Origin of the sequence: Shewanella sp. 10B, assembly GCF_023475885.1 — a bacterium.
GTDB classification, from domain to species: Bacteria; Pseudomonadota; Gammaproteobacteria; order Enterobacterales; family Shewanellaceae; genus Shewanella; species Shewanella mangrovisoli.
Window position 1 is genome coordinate 502499 of sequence record NZ_JAMDJO010000002.1, and the last position, 16024, is coordinate 518522.

General features: G+C 50.5%; 13 protein-coding genes. 8 read left to right on the forward strand and 5 right to left on the reverse strand.

Going from position 1 to position 16024, the window contains the following annotated elements:
• The first annotated feature begins 102 nt into the window (after positions 1-102).
• A complete protein-coding gene (locus M0415_RS09660) occupies positions 103-1518 on the forward strand; it encodes a M16 family metallopeptidase (RefSeq protein WP_249554049.1) in 1416 nt (471 codons plus the stop codon).
• Positions 1515-3053, forward strand: coding sequence for a M16 family metallopeptidase (locus tag M0415_RS09665; protein WP_249554047.1), 1539 nt, complete (start codon positions 1515-1517; stop codon positions 3051-3053). Before M0415_RS09660 ends, M0415_RS09665 begins: the two co-directional genes overlap by 4 nt.
• A gap of 5 nt (positions 3054-3058) precedes the next feature.
• On the opposite strand, the gene M0415_RS09670 is transcribed toward M0415_RS09665, so the two are convergent.
• Positions 3059-3901, reverse strand: coding sequence for a bactofilin family protein (locus tag M0415_RS09670; RefSeq protein ID WP_249554045.1), 843 nt, complete (start codon positions 3899-3901; stop codon positions 3059-3061).
• A gap of 229 nt (positions 3902-4130) precedes the next feature.
• Between M0415_RS09670 and zapE the strand changes: the two genes are divergently transcribed.
• From zapE to M0415_RS09685, 3 genes are all read left to right on the forward strand, one after another.
• Positions 4131-5333, forward strand: a complete 1203-nt coding sequence (gene zapE, locus M0415_RS09675) for a cell division protein ZapE (RefSeq protein WP_249554044.1) — start codon at positions 4131-4133, stop codon at positions 5331-5333.
• Between the two features lie 49 nt (positions 5334-5382).
• Positions 5383-5820: a MerR family transcriptional regulator gene (locus M0415_RS09680; RefSeq protein ID WP_249554042.1), complete on the forward strand. Its 438-nt coding sequence runs from the start codon at positions 5383-5385 to the stop codon at positions 5818-5820.
• 238 nt (positions 5821-6058) lie between these two features.
• Complete coding sequence (locus tag M0415_RS09685; protein ID WP_249554040.1) at positions 6059-6994, forward strand: NAD-dependent epimerase/dehydratase family protein; 936 nt, start codon at positions 6059-6061, stop codon at positions 6992-6994.
• An 88-nt stretch (positions 6995-7082) separates the two neighbouring features.
• On the opposite strand, the gene M0415_RS09690 is transcribed toward M0415_RS09685, so the two are convergent.
• Together M0415_RS09690 and M0415_RS09695 are read right to left on the reverse strand one after the other, a co-directional pair.
• On the reverse strand, positions 7083-7706 hold the full coding sequence (locus M0415_RS09690) for a LysE family translocator (RefSeq protein ID WP_249554038.1): 624 nt from the start codon (positions 7704-7706) through the stop codon (positions 7083-7085).
• A 76-nt stretch (positions 7707-7782) separates the two neighbouring features.
• Positions 7783-8760, reverse strand: coding sequence for a LysR family transcriptional regulator (locus M0415_RS09695; protein ID WP_249554036.1), 978 nt, complete (start codon positions 8758-8760; stop codon positions 7783-7785).
• A gap of 136 nt (positions 8761-8896) precedes the next feature.
• On the opposite strand from M0415_RS09695, the gene M0415_RS09700 reads away from it, so the two are divergent.
• The gene (locus tag M0415_RS09700) at positions 8897-9856 is read left to right on the forward strand and encodes a sodium-dependent bicarbonate transport family permease (protein WP_249554034.1); all 960 of its coding nucleotides are present in this window, start codon (positions 8897-8899) and stop codon (positions 9854-9856) included.
• An 80-nt stretch (positions 9857-9936) separates the two neighbouring features.
• Here the strand turns inward: M0415_RS09700 and M0415_RS09705 are convergent, their stop codons facing one another.
• A complete protein-coding gene (locus tag M0415_RS09705) occupies positions 9937-10905 on the reverse strand; it encodes a GGDEF domain-containing protein (protein WP_249554032.1) in 969 nt (322 codons plus the stop codon).
• A 102-nt stretch (positions 10906-11007) separates the two neighbouring features.
• Positions 11008-13872, reverse strand: coding sequence for a bifunctional [glutamate--ammonia ligase]-adenylyl-L-tyrosine phosphorylase/[glutamate--ammonia-ligase] adenylyltransferase (gene glnE / locus M0415_RS09710; RefSeq protein WP_249554030.1), 2865 nt, complete (start codon positions 13870-13872; stop codon positions 11008-11010).
• A gap of 257 nt (positions 13873-14129) precedes the next feature.
• Between glnE and M0415_RS09715 the strand changes: the two genes are divergently transcribed.
• Both M0415_RS09715 and M0415_RS09720 read left to right on the forward strand, forming a co-directional pair.
• Positions 14130-15107, forward strand: a complete 978-nt coding sequence (locus M0415_RS09715) for a hypothetical protein (RefSeq protein WP_011715975.1) — start codon at positions 14130-14132, stop codon at positions 15105-15107.
• Between the two features lie 15 nt (positions 15108-15122).
• A complete protein-coding gene (locus M0415_RS09720; RefSeq protein ID WP_011623854.1) occupies positions 15123-16022 on the forward strand; it encodes a DUF350 domain-containing protein in 900 nt (299 codons plus the stop codon).
• Positions 16023-16024: the final 2 nt, after the last annotated feature.

Here is a 16024-nt window from a genome sequence, read left to right on the forward strand (position 1 = left end):
ATGCTATTCAACTGATTTAGATGAAATCAGACGAGTGGGCTAAGCTGCTCACACAAGCACACAGATGAAAGCCTTCAGCGGGTAATTTAGATAGGATGCTAAATGAGACCATACCTTAGCGGTTATTTCGGCCTAGTTATCGCGTTGCTTAGCCCTTCGCTTAAGGCGCAGTGCCTGATAACGGGCGCCGAGCAACTGTATCAACTCGAGTCGCACATTGAGACTTACACTTTAGCCAATGGCCTCACAGTGCACCTCTTGCCACAAGCGGATAAGCATACTTTGACCATTGCCAGCCAATTTAATGTCGGCGCGCGCAATGAGGCCAAGGGCCAAACTGGCTACGCGCACTTATTCGAGCACATGCTCTTCAAGGGCAGTGAGCAGGCACCCGGCGACAGCTATGCCCAACAGTTAAGTGCCCTTGGGGCGCGTTTTAATGCCAGCACTCACTTCGATTACACCAATTATTACGTCACTCTGCCCAGCCAAGCTCTAAGCTTGGGGTTGTTCCTCGAGGCCGATCGTTTTATTCGCCCCGATTTGAACGAGACTACGGTAAAAAATCAGCAGGAAACCGTGCTCCAAGAAATGGCGCAAACCATAGATAACCAGCCCTATGTGCGCAGTGCGATGGAGTTTCTGCTAGAGCAAGTTAAAGATACGCCCTACGGCCACAGTATTATTGGCAGTCGTGAGGATATTACCGAGGCGAGTCCCGAGCGTTTAATCGCCTTTCACCGCGCCCATTATCGTCCCGATGCGATGCAGTTATCTCTGGTCGGCAAACTACCCTCCGACATCAAGTCGCTTATAGCACAACACTTTAATGCTTGGCCCACACCTAGTCAGCCCATAACCGAATTTGATGAACTAAAAATCACGCCTAAGCCCGTACATGCAGAGCTTATCGATGAGCGTGGTCCTTGGCCCGGCTTACTGCTCGCCTGGCATACTGTGGGTAAAAATCATCCCGACGCTGCCGCCATTCGCCTGCTCGAAGGCTATTTATTCCAAAATACCCGCAGCGCCATAGCGCAAATCAGCCAGCACGATCCGGCGCAAATGTTGAGTTATTCACTGCCCTTTGAGCTGGAAAATCATGGCATAACCAATCTGATCTTAGTACCTAGGGCCAAAACCTCCCTCGATGACTTAACGGAAAAGGTTTTAGGCGTGGTTGCCAAAGTGCATCAGACGCCATTGAGTGACGCTGAACTGTGCCAACTGAAACAAACTTGGCTGAACAATCAGTTAGCGCAGCTCGATAACACTCAATCGCTCGCCACTCTACTATCCGCCACGGCGAAACAAGACCAAAGGCATCCCTTAACGGCCCAATGGCAACGGATTAACTCTGTAACGACAGAAGATCTTCAACGGGTTGCCACGCTCTACTTTACCAACAATATGGTCAGGGTTGACCTCTTGCCGCCTTGGTATATCCGCGTTGGCAAGACGTTGCTGGAGTGGCTGCCATCGGGTGTGAGCGATAGCCTTGAGGACGCGGTACTATGATAAAAATGATTCCATTCAGTAGATTGGCAATAGCGCCAACTCTCCTTAAAGGCCTAAAAGCCATGAGCCTTGGTCTTTTCGGTATCACGCTAATGGCTTGCCAACAGACCCAGCTGAACTTTACCGCCACCCAAGCGCCCAGTTTGGCAAGCTTCGATATCCCAACTCAACTACCGGAGGAGGGGCTGATCCGCCTGCCCACTGAACCGGCTTTTATCGATATAATTCCCGATGGCCTAACACTCCCCTACCAGCTCCACACAGCACACAGCAGCCAAGGACTGAGTAATAGGGTGAGCCTTGTAGCCATTAGCCCCAGCATGCCCTTCGAAAATCCGGATATTTTACAGTTCGCCCTGCAGGAGAAAGCCCGTAGTCTGGCGCTCAACCAACCCGATGCCTGCCTTGAAACCTTCGAGACTCGCGTTACCCTGCACAGTATCAATCTAAGCCTAGCCTGCCCCATGCCGGTTAATCATCTCTACCAGCTATTGATACAGTTTTGGCAAGCCGATGCGTTTAGCGAACATGCCATGGCAGCGGTCGATATCGACAATATCCGCCGCCAATTGAAACTCAATAAGCACTTAAATGCCTTTAGTGGCGCCGAAATTGATAAAGTCTGGCGCGATAAACTCCTCGGGGCGGCGCATCCCTATAATCAGAGCATCAATAATCAGGCACTGTACGACTCACTCACCTTAAGTGAACTGTCGCAATTGCAGCAGCGCACGTTTGCCCAAGCACAGTGGCACCTATTTTTAGAAGGCACAGAGGCTGAAGAAGCCGAGTTTGATCTCAAGCAAAGCCTCGCCCTGTGGCCGAGTGGCACAGACTTAAGCTTACCCACGGCATCAACTAAACCAAAGCCGCTTAATCGAGCGACTTCGTCGATAAAGCAGTCCCACACTATCTATCTGATTGATGCGCCGGGCAGCGTGCAAACTCAGGTACGAATCGGTTATGCCCTCGACTATAAACACTTGTCTGCTCAGGATATACCGCTCGCTTGCCGCAGTTTGGCCGCCATCTTGGGGCGCAGTTTTTCGGGCCGACTCTATTATGACTTGCGTGAACAGCGCGGCTTAACCTATGGCATTTACGGCCAATGCGCTAATGCGCCGCTCGCCACCAGCATCAAGTTTTATGGCAGTACGGCGATAGAGCACACGGGCGCCTTTGTGGTGGGGATCTTAGATCATCTCAACCTGCTGGCCTCGACGCCCGCGAGCGAAGGGGAAATTGCCGCCCTTAAAACCTATCTGATTGGTGAAGCGCTGTTAACGCAAGACAATCCCAGCCAGCGTGAAACTCAGTTTATTCATCAACTCGTGTTGGGATTAGATCCCCAGTCGAGCCAAGCGATGAACGCTAAACTGCAGGATCTGACGCCCGCTCAGTTGCAGCAGTTAACTCAGCAAGCCTTTAGCGGCGAACCTTTGGTGATTTTACGGGGGGATGTCGATAGGATAACGGCCGATCTCACCCACAAGCTGCCGGGCTGGCAGCTAGAGGTGGTCAAAGTAAACGATTAATTTTTTTAGAGTTTACCGCTAGGTACATCGCTCGCCGTGCCCTGTTGTAACATCTGGGCATGGCCTTGCTCCATTTGCGCTAAGTCTTCCATGGCGGCGCCAGACTCCATATTAGGATGCCCTTCGCTTGGGTGTTCTGGATTGCTGCCATCGTGGCTATCCAATGCCATGGCTGAAGCCGTTTGCGTGTCGTTATCGCTTGCTACAGGGCTATCATTGGCGAGCGAGTCATCTTTCACGGGGGATTGCAGCAGAGTTTCACTATTCAGGGCATCGCCCTGCGCAGTATTTGCTGTAATGGCCGCTGGTTGACCAAAGGTGCTTAGCCAAGTAATTAACTTTGCAGGTGTTATGACACTGACCAGCACAATAACGGCGGCGGCCGCGGCGCCATAGGGTAACCATTTGCGCACACCCGGCTGATTATCCCGAGCATACAAGGCGTTGGACTGAGCGGTGTTGGTATTTTTGGCTGCGGCCTCTGGCGCTAAGGCTTGCAATAGCTCGGGTAGATGTTCCAGCTCTTGGCCGATGATGCGCTGACCGATAAACTGCCCGCCCTCATAAATTTCTAATTGGTGGCTAAGCACTTCGCCCTCGACCGTGCCAGAGCTGACAATCACTAATTTATTGCAACGCACCTTGCCGCGAAAAACTCCGCAGGCTTTCAATTCATCACAGCTGAGTTCACCCGAGACTTCGCCACCAAGCTCGATCTTAATCTGTCCGGCGCAGCGGATATTCCCCGCTAATTTCCCCGCAACTAATGCCGTGCCCGCCAGTTGCATCTCGCCCTCAATGGAGGTCGAGGCACTGATAAAAGTGACACCATTACCTTTGCTACCCATAGGTTTAATTCCATCTCATTATTTTTGTGAAAAAGATGTTAAGTGAAAATACCTAAAGAATAAAGCATTGGATTCCTTTGATATTTGACTTGAGTCGGTTTTAGGTAAGATTTTAGTCCGCTGATTAACTGTGTTAGGCTGGCAAGGTTTTTCAGCAGATTTAGGCTTAACACCTCACACGTAATAAGCCCAAGCTTGCCGCCGCAAAGGGATAACACTGACTCAATTGATGACAAATTCCATGGTCTTAAACCCGCTCACAACTGCAACAGCCACCCTATCACCTCTGGCCATTTATCAGGCCAAAATCGGCGCCGAGCTGATTGAGGATCCCGCACAGGCACAGGCGGTACTCGCCTTAGATAAGCTGTATCAGCTGATTATTAGTCGAACAGACGCTCAGCCAATCAAAGGCTTATATCTGTGGGGTGATGTCGGCCGGGGTAAAACCTTTCTTATGGATTTGTTCTTCGATGCCCTGCCACCACAGGGAAAGCTTAGATTGCACTTTCATCGCTTTATGGCGCGGGTGCACCAAGCCTTAAAGGAACATGCGGGGCAGCGCGATCCCCTAAAGCTAATCGCAAAAAATTTAGCGCAGGAGTGCAAGGTACTCTGTTTCGATGAGTTTTTTGTCTCAGACATAGGGGATGCCATGATCCTCGCCGGTTTGTTTGAAACCTTGTTTGCCCAAGGGGTGGTGCTAGTCGCCACATCCAACATTCCCATCGAACGCTTATATGAGAATGGTCTTGCCAGACACAGATTTTTACCCTGCATTGCCCTGCTCCAAGCCCATACCCAAATGCTGCATTTGAATGGCGAGCAAGACCACAGGTTGCATGCCTTGAATCACGAGCCGTCGGCAGAGGCCATTGCCGCCACCTCAAAGAATATAAGCCTGACTGGCACACTGGATTTCGAGGCCATTTTTAAGGCGCTGACGCATGGCGCCCCCATGATTGAAACCAGCACGCTGCGCATCTGTCAGCGGGATATTCCTGTCCTGCGCGCCACTACTGAAGGCCATCTGCCATCGGTCGCCTGGTTTGATTTTCATGCCCTGTGCGATGGCCCGCGCTCGCAACTCGACTATATTGAAATTGCGAGCCGATTTAAGGTGTTAATGCTGAGCAATGTGCCCAGACTCGGGGGCGAAGTAAAAGGTTGGATCCGCGCCCGCGGCACTGAAGATGGCACAGGCAACAATCAAGCGGCCGCTACGGGAGAGCGGCAACTGTCCTATGCCGCTAACGATGACCCAGCGCGGCGTTTTATCAGCCTTATCGATGAGTTATACGATCAAGGGGTGAGCTTATATTTAAGCTGCGAAGTGCCACTGAGCGAACTTTACCAAGGCGGCGCCCTCAGTTTTGAGTTTCGCCGCACCTATAGTCGGCTCATTGAGATGAGCCAGCAAAGAGTAGAATGAGTCGTCCCCACATGGTCACGATTAACATCAGCAAGAAAGCGATATCAAGATGAATATTGGTGAATTATCCCAAAAGACTGGACTTGCGGCGTCGCGGATCCGATTCTACGAACGCATTGGTTTACTCAAAGCGGTGAAACGTAAAGCGAATGGTTATCGCAGTTATCCCCCTGAGGCCGTGATGGCGCTCGAGATGATCACTACGGGACAACAGGCGGGATTTAGCCTCGATGAACTGCGGTTATTACTGCCAGCCGATCTGGCCAACTGGGATCATCAACATTTACTCACTACGCTACGACAAAAGGTCAACGATCTCGAAGAAATCGAGCGAAAAATCGCACTCAACAAAGCCAAGTTATTGAAGATCTTAACCGAAATTGAAGCTAAACCCCAAGATATGGACTGCCAAACCAATGCGCTGCGGGTGATGTCTCAATTCGGTTGGGATATTTTACCCACTCAATCGCAGCCAAAGTCCAAATAACCCGATCACTGAAAGGACTCATATCGAAAACAATAACGGCACCCTCTTTTTGGCCACCACTTTGCTGGCTGTGGATTTAGCCTAAATGAGTCACCACATCCCAACTACTTTCTTTATTCTTATGGCATCACTTGGTGCAGTTTAAGCTCAAGCGAATAAATCCCAAGATAGGCTATTGACCTTAAACTTAGCTTTAACCTTAGGATAGTGGCAAACGAGTCATCCCTTTGGAGAAAACATGAGACAAACCATACTCGGAGCCAACGGTCAAATCGGCAGAGAACTAGCCCTTAGCCTTAACCGCGAGTTTGACTGCGACATTCGCCTTGTTAGCCGTAAACCGCAAAAAGTGAATGCCACGGACGAGTTAAAGAGCGCCAACCTGCTCGACTTAGCACAAACCCTTGCCGCGGTGGAAGGCTCTGAAATCGTTTATCTCACGGCGGGACTGCCAATGGATACTCAGCTTTGGGTCGAGCAATGGCCTGTTATCATGGGTAATGTTATTCAGGCCTGTAAGACTCACGGCGCCAAGCTGGTGTATTTCGATAATACCTATATGTATCCGCAAACGGCGACGCCGCAGCGCGAGGATACGGCCTTTGCGCCCAATGGTACCAAAGGCCACGTGAGGGACGACATCACCCAAATGTTACTCGATGAAATCTGTGCAGGGCGACTCGAGGCGATGATCTGCCGCGCGCCAGAATTTTACGGCCCAGGCCAAACCCAGAGCATCACCAATACGACGGTTATCGACAATCTCGCCCAAGGGAAAAAGGCCAAAGTGTTTTTACGTGACAATACGAAACGCAGTTTGATTTACACCCCTGATGCCAGCCGCGCCATGGCCTTACTCGGGAATACGCCCGATGCCTATGGCCAAACATGGCACTTACCCTGTGATGACAATATATTGACCTATAAGGAATTTATTACTCTTGCCGCCGACATTTTTAAAGTATCGGCGCGATATACTGTGGTCAAAGAATGGCAACTGTGGCTCGCGGGTAAATTCAACCCCACCATACGTGATGCGGGAGAATTGCTGCCCCGTTATCGCTGCGACAATCTGTTTATTTCCGATAAATTTAAAGCCCATTTCCCTGATTTTAAGGTCACTCACTTTGAACAAGGGCTGGCTGAAATCGCCAAGGAACGCAAGTTAATCTAAGAGTATGCTCGATGGCGTCGTGGATAAGTGTAACGCCATCTCATGCATTCACTAACTGGCAGAGAGTAAGAGGCAGACGCTTAGGTTATCAGTCGCTAATAGCGACTTTTCCGGCAAGACCGACCAGTAACACGCCGGAAACGCCCTCAAGTCCGCGAGCGTAACGCTGTGAATCGGCTCGATTAAATAGCCAACTGCCACAGGCGGCATATAGCAGGTTAACCAAAGTTGCTAGGCCACTGAAGAGTAAACCTAAGATTAACAGTTGCGTGGCAACCTCGCCCGAGGTCGGGTCGATAAATTGCGGTAAAAATGATAGGAAAAACAGCGCTACCTTAGGATTTAACACACTCACCACCATGCCCTGTAAAAACACATTGGTGTTTGACGTGACGTTGTCGCCAATCACTATTCTGCTCTGGCCCTGCAAGCAGGATATCAGAGCTTTTACACCTAAATACAATAAGTAAGCCGCACCGAGCCATTTCACTATATTAAAGGCCAAGGCCGAACTTAAGATAATGGCGGAGAGCCCTAAGCAAGCGGCCAAGGTATGCACAAAATAACCCGCGCCTAATCCTAACGCCGCTTTAAGACCGCTGGCCATCTTACCCTTCATAGTGTTCGAAACGATGTAGACCACATCTGGCCCGGGGATCAGATTGATTGAGAGGCACGCAATCACAAACATCAGCAACGAATCTAGCTCCATTTATTTTCCTCTGAACATCTGCACCGACATTTTTAGCCTAAACTACCCTATCCTCACTGCCGCGCCAAGATAAGTATCATCCATTGAATCGCTGGCTTAACTGCTGAATATCCGCGGCAACCCATTCAGGTTCAATACAGTCGGCAAGTTGGCTCGCCATAAACGACACCAACTGCATGGCAGCATAGGGTAAGCGCCTATCCCTGCGTCCCACCAGATACCAGTTACTCTCCAGTGGAAATCCGTTCACCGACAATATTGCAGGTTTTTCACGCCCTTCCTGCAACGTGTGGGCCGAAATCACCGATAAGCCTAAGCCCGACGCCACGCTCAACCGAATCGCCTCGTTACTCTCAATTTGCATAGTGTCGCTCAAGGCAATGCCTTGGGCGCTACACCAAGACTCAAACATTAGCCGTGTGGCAGAGCCCGGCTCGCGCATGATAAAGCGCTCTTGTTTCAACTCATTAAAGTTGAGGTGTTGGCGCTCAACCGCCCAATGGTTCTTAGGGGCTATTAGTTGCAGCGGATTTTTAATGATCCGCGCCGATAACACATGCTCACCACTGGGTGGATGACTAAAGAGATATAAATCATCTTCTTGGCGCTCGAATCGCCCCAAAATATGTGCACGGTTGCCAATATTTAAGGTGACTTTAACCTGCGGAAATTGGCGATAGAAGGCCCCTAGAATCCGAGGCATCACGTATTTTGCCGTGGTCACTAGACCAATATTGATATGACCCACACTGCCGCCCCTCGCCTGTTGGATAAAGGCATCGAAGTCTTCAAAACGACTCAAGGTATCGCAGGCAACCCGATAGAGCTCTTGCCCGACTAAGGTTGGCTGCATTCGCCCCTCTGCGCTTACCAATAGAGGCTCACCCAAAATATCCGCCAATTTTTTCAGTTGTAGCGAGACCGTCGGCTGAGTGAGATGCAAGGCGCGCGCGGCGGCTGAGATATTGCCAAGCCTGACAACCTGCACATACACCTCGAGCAAACGAAAGCTTAAGTGCCGAAGCTTAAGTTGGCCTTGGGAAGACTTATCCATAGATGATTATCTATACCTAATCTGTAAACAATTTATTTTTCAATATAACGAATTGGGTTCAGAATCTCCAGCCATCGATGCCCGTGGAACTTTCTCGGCGCATTATTCTGTTGATGTCGTTATTAATGAGATACTTATGCCAGATATTGTCATTGCGTTTTTCGCCTTAGGTTTACTCGCCGGTTTAGTTAAATCCGATCTTAAGGTTCCCCCCGCCATCTACGAAACCCTCTCGATTTTGTTAATGCTGACCTTAGGGCTTAAGGGCGGTATGGCGCTGCACGGTCATACCCAAAACCTAGTGATCACCGAATTGGTTGCTGTGGTCGCCTTAGGTTTACTCATCCCCTTAGCGCTTTACCCTGTGCTGACCCGCTTAGTGCAACTCGGTCGAACCGATGCCATTAGTATCGCCGCCCATTATGGTTCGGTCAGTGCGGGCACCTTTGCGGTGGTGCTCGCCATGGTGGAAAAATCAGGGATGACATTAAGACCCGAAACCACCCTATACCTAGTGCTACTCGAACTGCCCGCGATTGTAGTTATGCTCTGGCTGCACAGATACTTAAGCTCAAAACAGGCGGAGCAAGATGCCGCGCCAACGGCCCATAAATCCAGTGTGTTACACGAGGCGCTAACCAGCCGTGGCGTCGTGCTACTGGTAGGTGGTGTCGTGATAGGTTGGCTCTATGGCCCGACGGGACTAGCCCCTCTCACACCTGTGCTGCTCGGTGGCTTTAAAACCCTACTGGCACTGTTTTTACTGGAGATGGGCTTAGTCACGGCGAAAGTCTGTTTACCGCTGCCACTGCAACAATGGCGCCTGTTAGTGTTTGCCGCCGTGACGCCATTTATCTTGGCATGGTGTGGTATCGGTGTCGGTTTATGGTTGGAATTGCCCGAAGGTAGCATCTTAGTGCTTGCGGCCTTAAGTGCCAGCGCCTCCTATATTGCAGCGCCTGCCGCCATCCGCGCCGCCATTCCCGAGGCCAATATCGGTTTGGCTATGCTAGCGTCACTGGGGATTACCTTCCCGGTAAATGTGTTAATCGGTTTGCCCTTGTATCAGCACTGGGTGTTACAAATTACCGCTTAAACTTCCCTCGCAAAAGGGAGACTACAGTCTCCCTTTTTATCTTATAAATCTGTTTATCACTGAGTCAGCGACTCGATTAACTAAGGCTTATCCGAGTGATGCACCGCTTTATCTCGATACATGGCTCGATCGGCCGCATCGAGTAGATCATCCAGATTCATATCGGATGCTGGTGACCAATGGGCTATGCCTATGCTGGTTTCGAGGGAATGCTCTGAATGTTGTTGATTATACTCGGCAAGTAACAGCTTAAAGCGCTCAATCGCAAAGTTCACTGTATCGCGCTCGATAAAACTTAATAGCACCACAAACTCATCGCCGCCTAGCCGTGCAATCACATCGGACTCCCTAAAAGCCGCCATCAAAATATGGGCAAAGTCATAGAGCAGTTGGTCGCCCTTGCGATGGCCAAAACTATCATTTACCTCCTTAAAAAAGTCGAGGTCGAAAAAGACTAAGGCAGCCTCGGCATCGGTACGACGACAACTCGCCAGCGCTTGATAGGCGAGCAACTCAAACCCTCGGCGATTGGAGATCATGGTCAGTGGATCTAAGGTATTTTGCGCGATGGACAAGAGCTCGGCTTCCACCATTTGCCCGAGATCCGTTAAGGTTTCGGCATCTTCTTCGGTAAAATCGCGCGGTTCATTACCGATTAAGCACAGAGTACCGACCCGATATTCCCCTTGGATGGTAAGAGGGTAACCCACATAAAAACGAATATGGGGCGGCTCAGTGACTAAAGGATTATCACAAAAGCGTGGATCCTTTAGCGCATCATGCACAACGAAAATCCCATCATGATTAATCGCATGGGCGCAAAAGGAAATATCCCTAGGGGTTTGCTCCACTTCTATCCCTTGGCGAGATTTAAACCACTGGCGATTCGCGTCCACTAGGGTCACTAAACAAATGGGCAGGGCAAAGATCCGCCGAGTCAATCGAGTGATCCTATCGAATCTTTCTTCGACATCGGTATCGAGTACATTCAGCGCTCTTAGAGTAGCTAAACGCTGCAACTCGTTTTCAGGAACTGGAGGTAATTGCATAGTACGCTCCGCTAACGGCTCTTAATCAAGCTTAGTCTAAGCCCAAGGAGTGGAACAGCAAGGAATGGCGTTAACCGCCCTGCTATTCCTCCGTGGCTTTAGCTATTCGAGTATATTTCGATAAATATTCATCACCCTTTCAGCATGTTCTTCCACATCGGCGTAGGCTAACTTACCGGCTTTTTGTTGCAGGGTGAGGCGATGATTTTCATCCCTTAGCCAGCAATAACTCTGGGTTAAGTGCTGCGCGCTCATTAGCGGCAAAAGCTCAAGCTCGGCCAACACCCCAAAAATACGCACGTTATCAGACCAAATCGACAACTCGGGATACTCATGGGCATGAGCGAGCACTAAATATTGGGCGATAAACTCAATATCCGTGATCCCGCCGGGGCTCTGTTTCAGATCGAATTCACCTTCACTGACCTTGAGTAAATGGTCGCGCATCTTCTGGCGCATCTCACGCACGGCCTTTTTCAGCTCGTCCTTTTCCCTTGGTTGCTCAAGCACCGATGCGCGGATCTGGCTAAATTTAGCGGCTAAACTATTATCGCCAAACACAAAACGTGAACGCACTAAGGCTTGATGCTCCCAAGTCCAGGCCTCCTGCGTTTGATACTCGCCAAAGCGCGCAATCTCACTCACCATTAAGCCCGATGAGCCAGACGGACGCAGGCGCATATCCACTTCATACAACTCACCCGAGGTGGTTCTGGTCGAGAATAAGTGCAGAATACGTTGAGCCAGTTTCAAATAAAAATGGCCCACTTCTATCGGTCTATCGCCATTGGTGAGGCTATTGGCCATGTTTTCGGGCGCTTCGTAGAGGAAGACTAAATCCAGATCCGAACCGTAACCCAGTTCGATACCACCTAACTTGCCATAACCTATGACCGCAAAGCCGGTGTCGTTGCCTTCCTCAAGATAACAGGGCACACCATGGCGAACCGCTACTTGCTGCCATGCCTGCATCACCACTTGCTCGATAATGGCTTCGGCCAAGAAGGTTAAGTGGTCGCTCACCTGCATCACAGGCAAAACGCCAGTCACATCGGCGGCAGCAATTTTCAGCTGCTGTGACAACTTAAACTGGCGCAGCGCCTCCATTTGCTGCTCCATATCATCCTCAGGCACCCGCAGCAGATACTGGCGCAATTCACTGGGATAATCATCGAGCGATGTCGTATCGTACAGATGCGCAGGGTCGATAAGCTCATCGAGCAACATCGGGAATTTAGCGAGCTGCGCCGCAATCCAAGGGCTGGCGCAGCACAGGCTCACTAGCTGCTGACGGGCGCCGGGATTTTCGCATAGCAACTCGAGATAGGTCGTGCGCGTCAGAATTTGCTCCAGCACCTTTGAGACAGGCTCGAAGGCCGCTGAAGGGCTGGGCTGATTGAGTAACTCGTCGAGCAACCTTGGCATTAATTTATCGAGGGTCTCACGGCCACGAGGACCAATCGATCGTTTCGTCACAGTGTCGCGCCAACTGCTAAGCAGCGGCCAGAGTTTATCGTCGTCAATCTGCTGCTCGGCTAGGAGATTAACTGCGTGGTCGTCCTGCTGCACATTCCACAGCTGCGCAGTCCAATGCTCGGCTTTTTCCTCACCTTCTTCACCGCCCACGGTGGCTTTAAAATGACGATGAATTTTCGCCATCGCCGCCTCGATATGAGTGCGAAGATCGGTTTCGTTGGTCATATCCAGCACTGCGCAAAGTCTTGCCCAATCGAGGGGACTATTTGGCAGAGTCTGGGTTTGCTTATCATCAATCGCCTGTAACAGGTTCTCGACTCGGCGCAGTAATAAGTAGCTGTGTTTTAGCTCATCGACCGCCAAGTACTCGAATTGCCCTAGGCTGTAAAGGGTGTCCATGGCTCCAAATAGGCTCTGCTGGCGCAGGGCGGGTTCACGACCGCCGCGGATCAGCTGGAAGCTTTGCACCACGAACTCCACTTCACGTATCCCGCCGGCACCGAGTTTAATATTGTCGGTTAACTGACGGCGACGCACTTCTTGGGCAATGAGTTGTTTCATTTTGCGCAGGGACTCAATCGCCGAGAAGTCGATATAGCGGCGATAGACAAAGGGGCGCAGCAAGCTGTGTAATTCGTCGGAAAAATGGTTCCAAGGCCCAAGCGAGCGGGCTTTGACCATGGCATAGCGTTCCCAGTCTCGCCCTTGCTCTTGGTAATAATCCTCAAGACCGCTAAAGCTCACCACCAATGGACCGCTCTCGCCGTAGGGACGCAGGCGCATATCGACGCGGAACACAAACCCATCGACGGTAATTTGGTCGAGTAAATTAACTAGCCGCTGCCCCATACGGATGAAAAACTGTTGGTTATCGAGGCTTCGGCGCCCACCCACGGTTTCGCCATGTTCGGGGAAGGTAAAAATCAGGTCGATATCGGAGGAGAAGTTAAGCTCACGCCCACCGAGCTTGCCCATGCCCAAAATAAGCAATGGCTGCGGATTGCCCGCCTTATCCATTGGCGTGCCATATTGGGCACACATTTCTTTATAGAGCCAATCCCTTGCCCCTATCACTAACGCTTCGGCGAGTGCCGAGAGGTCTAACAGTGACTCTTCTAAGCTGGCGTAATCTAAAAAATCTCGCCAGGCTAAACGCACCATTTGATAGTTACGGAATCGGCGTAATTGACGTTTTGCGAGATCTTCAGTCGTCGCACTACTTAACTGATCGTGTAACTGGGCATCAAAGGTCTGCCGCTCCACTTGCTGCAAATCGCCCGCGAATAAAGTGTTAATCCACTCGGGTGACCGAATTAATTGCGCTGCGATATAATCGCTTAATCCTAAAACGTTTTTCAGTTCCTGCTGCTGCGCAGGCGTTAAATTTGCCAGTCCTTCTGACCATACTTCGGCGAGGCGTGCCCAATGCCGCTCAGCGGCTTGATTGATGAGGGGAGACAATGACTTATTACTGTCTTTTTGTACGGCCATAATAATCCCTAACAAATTTAAACGTCGACATATTATGTCGTAAATGATATAGAATGAAGCCACATCAGGTTTGATGCCATTGCCATGCCTCAAGGCAAATTTCCCTCCATGGCAAATGCAAGCTCAGCCCAACAGAAAGTGGCCCCCTCTTTCTTGGCTGTTTAGGGTACTATAACCTGTGAGGCAAACATATTGGGCAACTAGATTATTATTGTCCGCCCATATTTGAGTTTTATTTCAGCACTTTTGGAGAAAACATGGCAGGAATGCTAATGCGGGTTCTCACGTCGATACTCATTTTGGCCGCGACCTTATCGCTTACGGGTTGTGGCGATGACAGGCCAGAGAAAATTGAGAAGTATCAACAACTCACTCAGCAGCGCCTCTCGACACTCAATACCATGCTCGAGGACGGCCAAGTACGTAACGCCAATCTGCTCAAGCAATATAGCAGTTTGCTCAAACAGCAAAAGCCCGATTTCGCGCCACTCTTGGATGAATTAGCCAAGGACTCGACCGCCGAAGGGCCAATGTATACCTCGCTAAAGCGCCGCTTAGACGATGCCAAAAACTCGGCTAACTTTACCGATCTCGACCAGCAACTCGCCGAGGTTGAGAACCTTTATCAAGCGGCCGATCCCAGCCTGTATAACGACATGCTTTCCGATCCCGTCAACGTGATTGCCGATATGTCGGAGGGCAAGCTTGCCCGTGTGAATGCGATTAGCCGTGAAGCGGCGGCCCTTGCCAATAATGCCGAAGATTTTGGTCCAGGAAGCCAATTGGTGGGTAACCCGGCTTACGGCAGTTGGCAGACAGACTCAAGCGGCATGTCCTTCTGGGCTTGGTACGGCATGTACTCGATGTTTTCGAATATCTTCCACCGCCCCATTTATTACGATCGCTGGTCGGGTAACCGTGGCTACAGTTATTACAACGACGTAGGTCGCTATCGCTATACTTCGCCAAAACAAGCACAGGCGCAGGAAAAAACCTTCGAGCAGACCAAAAAACGTTTCGATTCTCAAGGAAAACGCTTCGACAGCCCCTATTCAAAATCGCGCACGGGTGCCACGGCTCTCTCCCGTGAGAGCAGCAGCGCGCCTAAAACCAATACCACTGCGAATAAGTCGAGCGCGCAGTCGGGCAGTAAATTTCGCTCAAATTATTCTAAAGACAGCAGTTTCCGTAATTCCAGCAACCGCACGACCCGCAGTGTGCGCCGAGGCAAGTAAACTAAAGGATCTCCCATGACATTATTTCAGGATTTCGGTATCACACCAGAGCTAGTCACTATACTGGCAATTGACCTCACTATTGCGGTTATCTTATTGACATTAATGCGTTATTTGCAGGGCTGGAGCGTCAGAGTCAACAGCAGTAAAGAACTGGCTGAACGCGATAACTTTGCCTTTGGGATCAGCACCGCCGGTGCCGTTGCCGCGCTAGGCATAGTGCTGACTGGTGCAATTACTGGCGCCGCTGCGCCCTCGTATTTAACCGAAGCCATTGGCATGAGCGCCTACGGATTATTTGGTTTAGTGCTGATTAAGCTCGGGCGCTTTTTACACGACAAAATCGCGCTAAACGAGTTAGATAAGAATCAGCAAATCCTTAAAGGTAATGTGTCAGTCGCCATTGTGGATGCAAGCGCGGCCATCGCTACCGCGATCATTATTCGCGCCGTACTGTTATGGGCCGAGGATTTAACACTCGATACCTTTATCGCCATCTTCAGCGCCTTTGCGATTTCGCAGTTGATGCTAGTGCTACTCACCCGCCTACGCGAAAAACGCTTCGCGAGTCGTAATCAAGACTCTTCCATGCAACAGGCGCTCGCCCAAGGCCACACGGCGTTAGCCATTCGCCACGCAGGCTTTATGATCGCCATGGCACTAAGCTTTAATGCCGCGAGTCATTTTATCCTGTTCAACCCAACGGCCTATGTGACTAACATCATCGGCTGGTTAGTGTTCTCCATCATCATGCTGGTCGTACTGACACTGCTGCTGTTTGTGATCAAAAAGCTGGTATTGGCACGAATCGATTTAGCGGATGAGGTTGAAAGACAGCACAACATTGGTATCGCTGCCGTAGAAATGGCCATCAGTATTGCTATCGCACTTATTCTCACGGCCCTAATGGCATAATC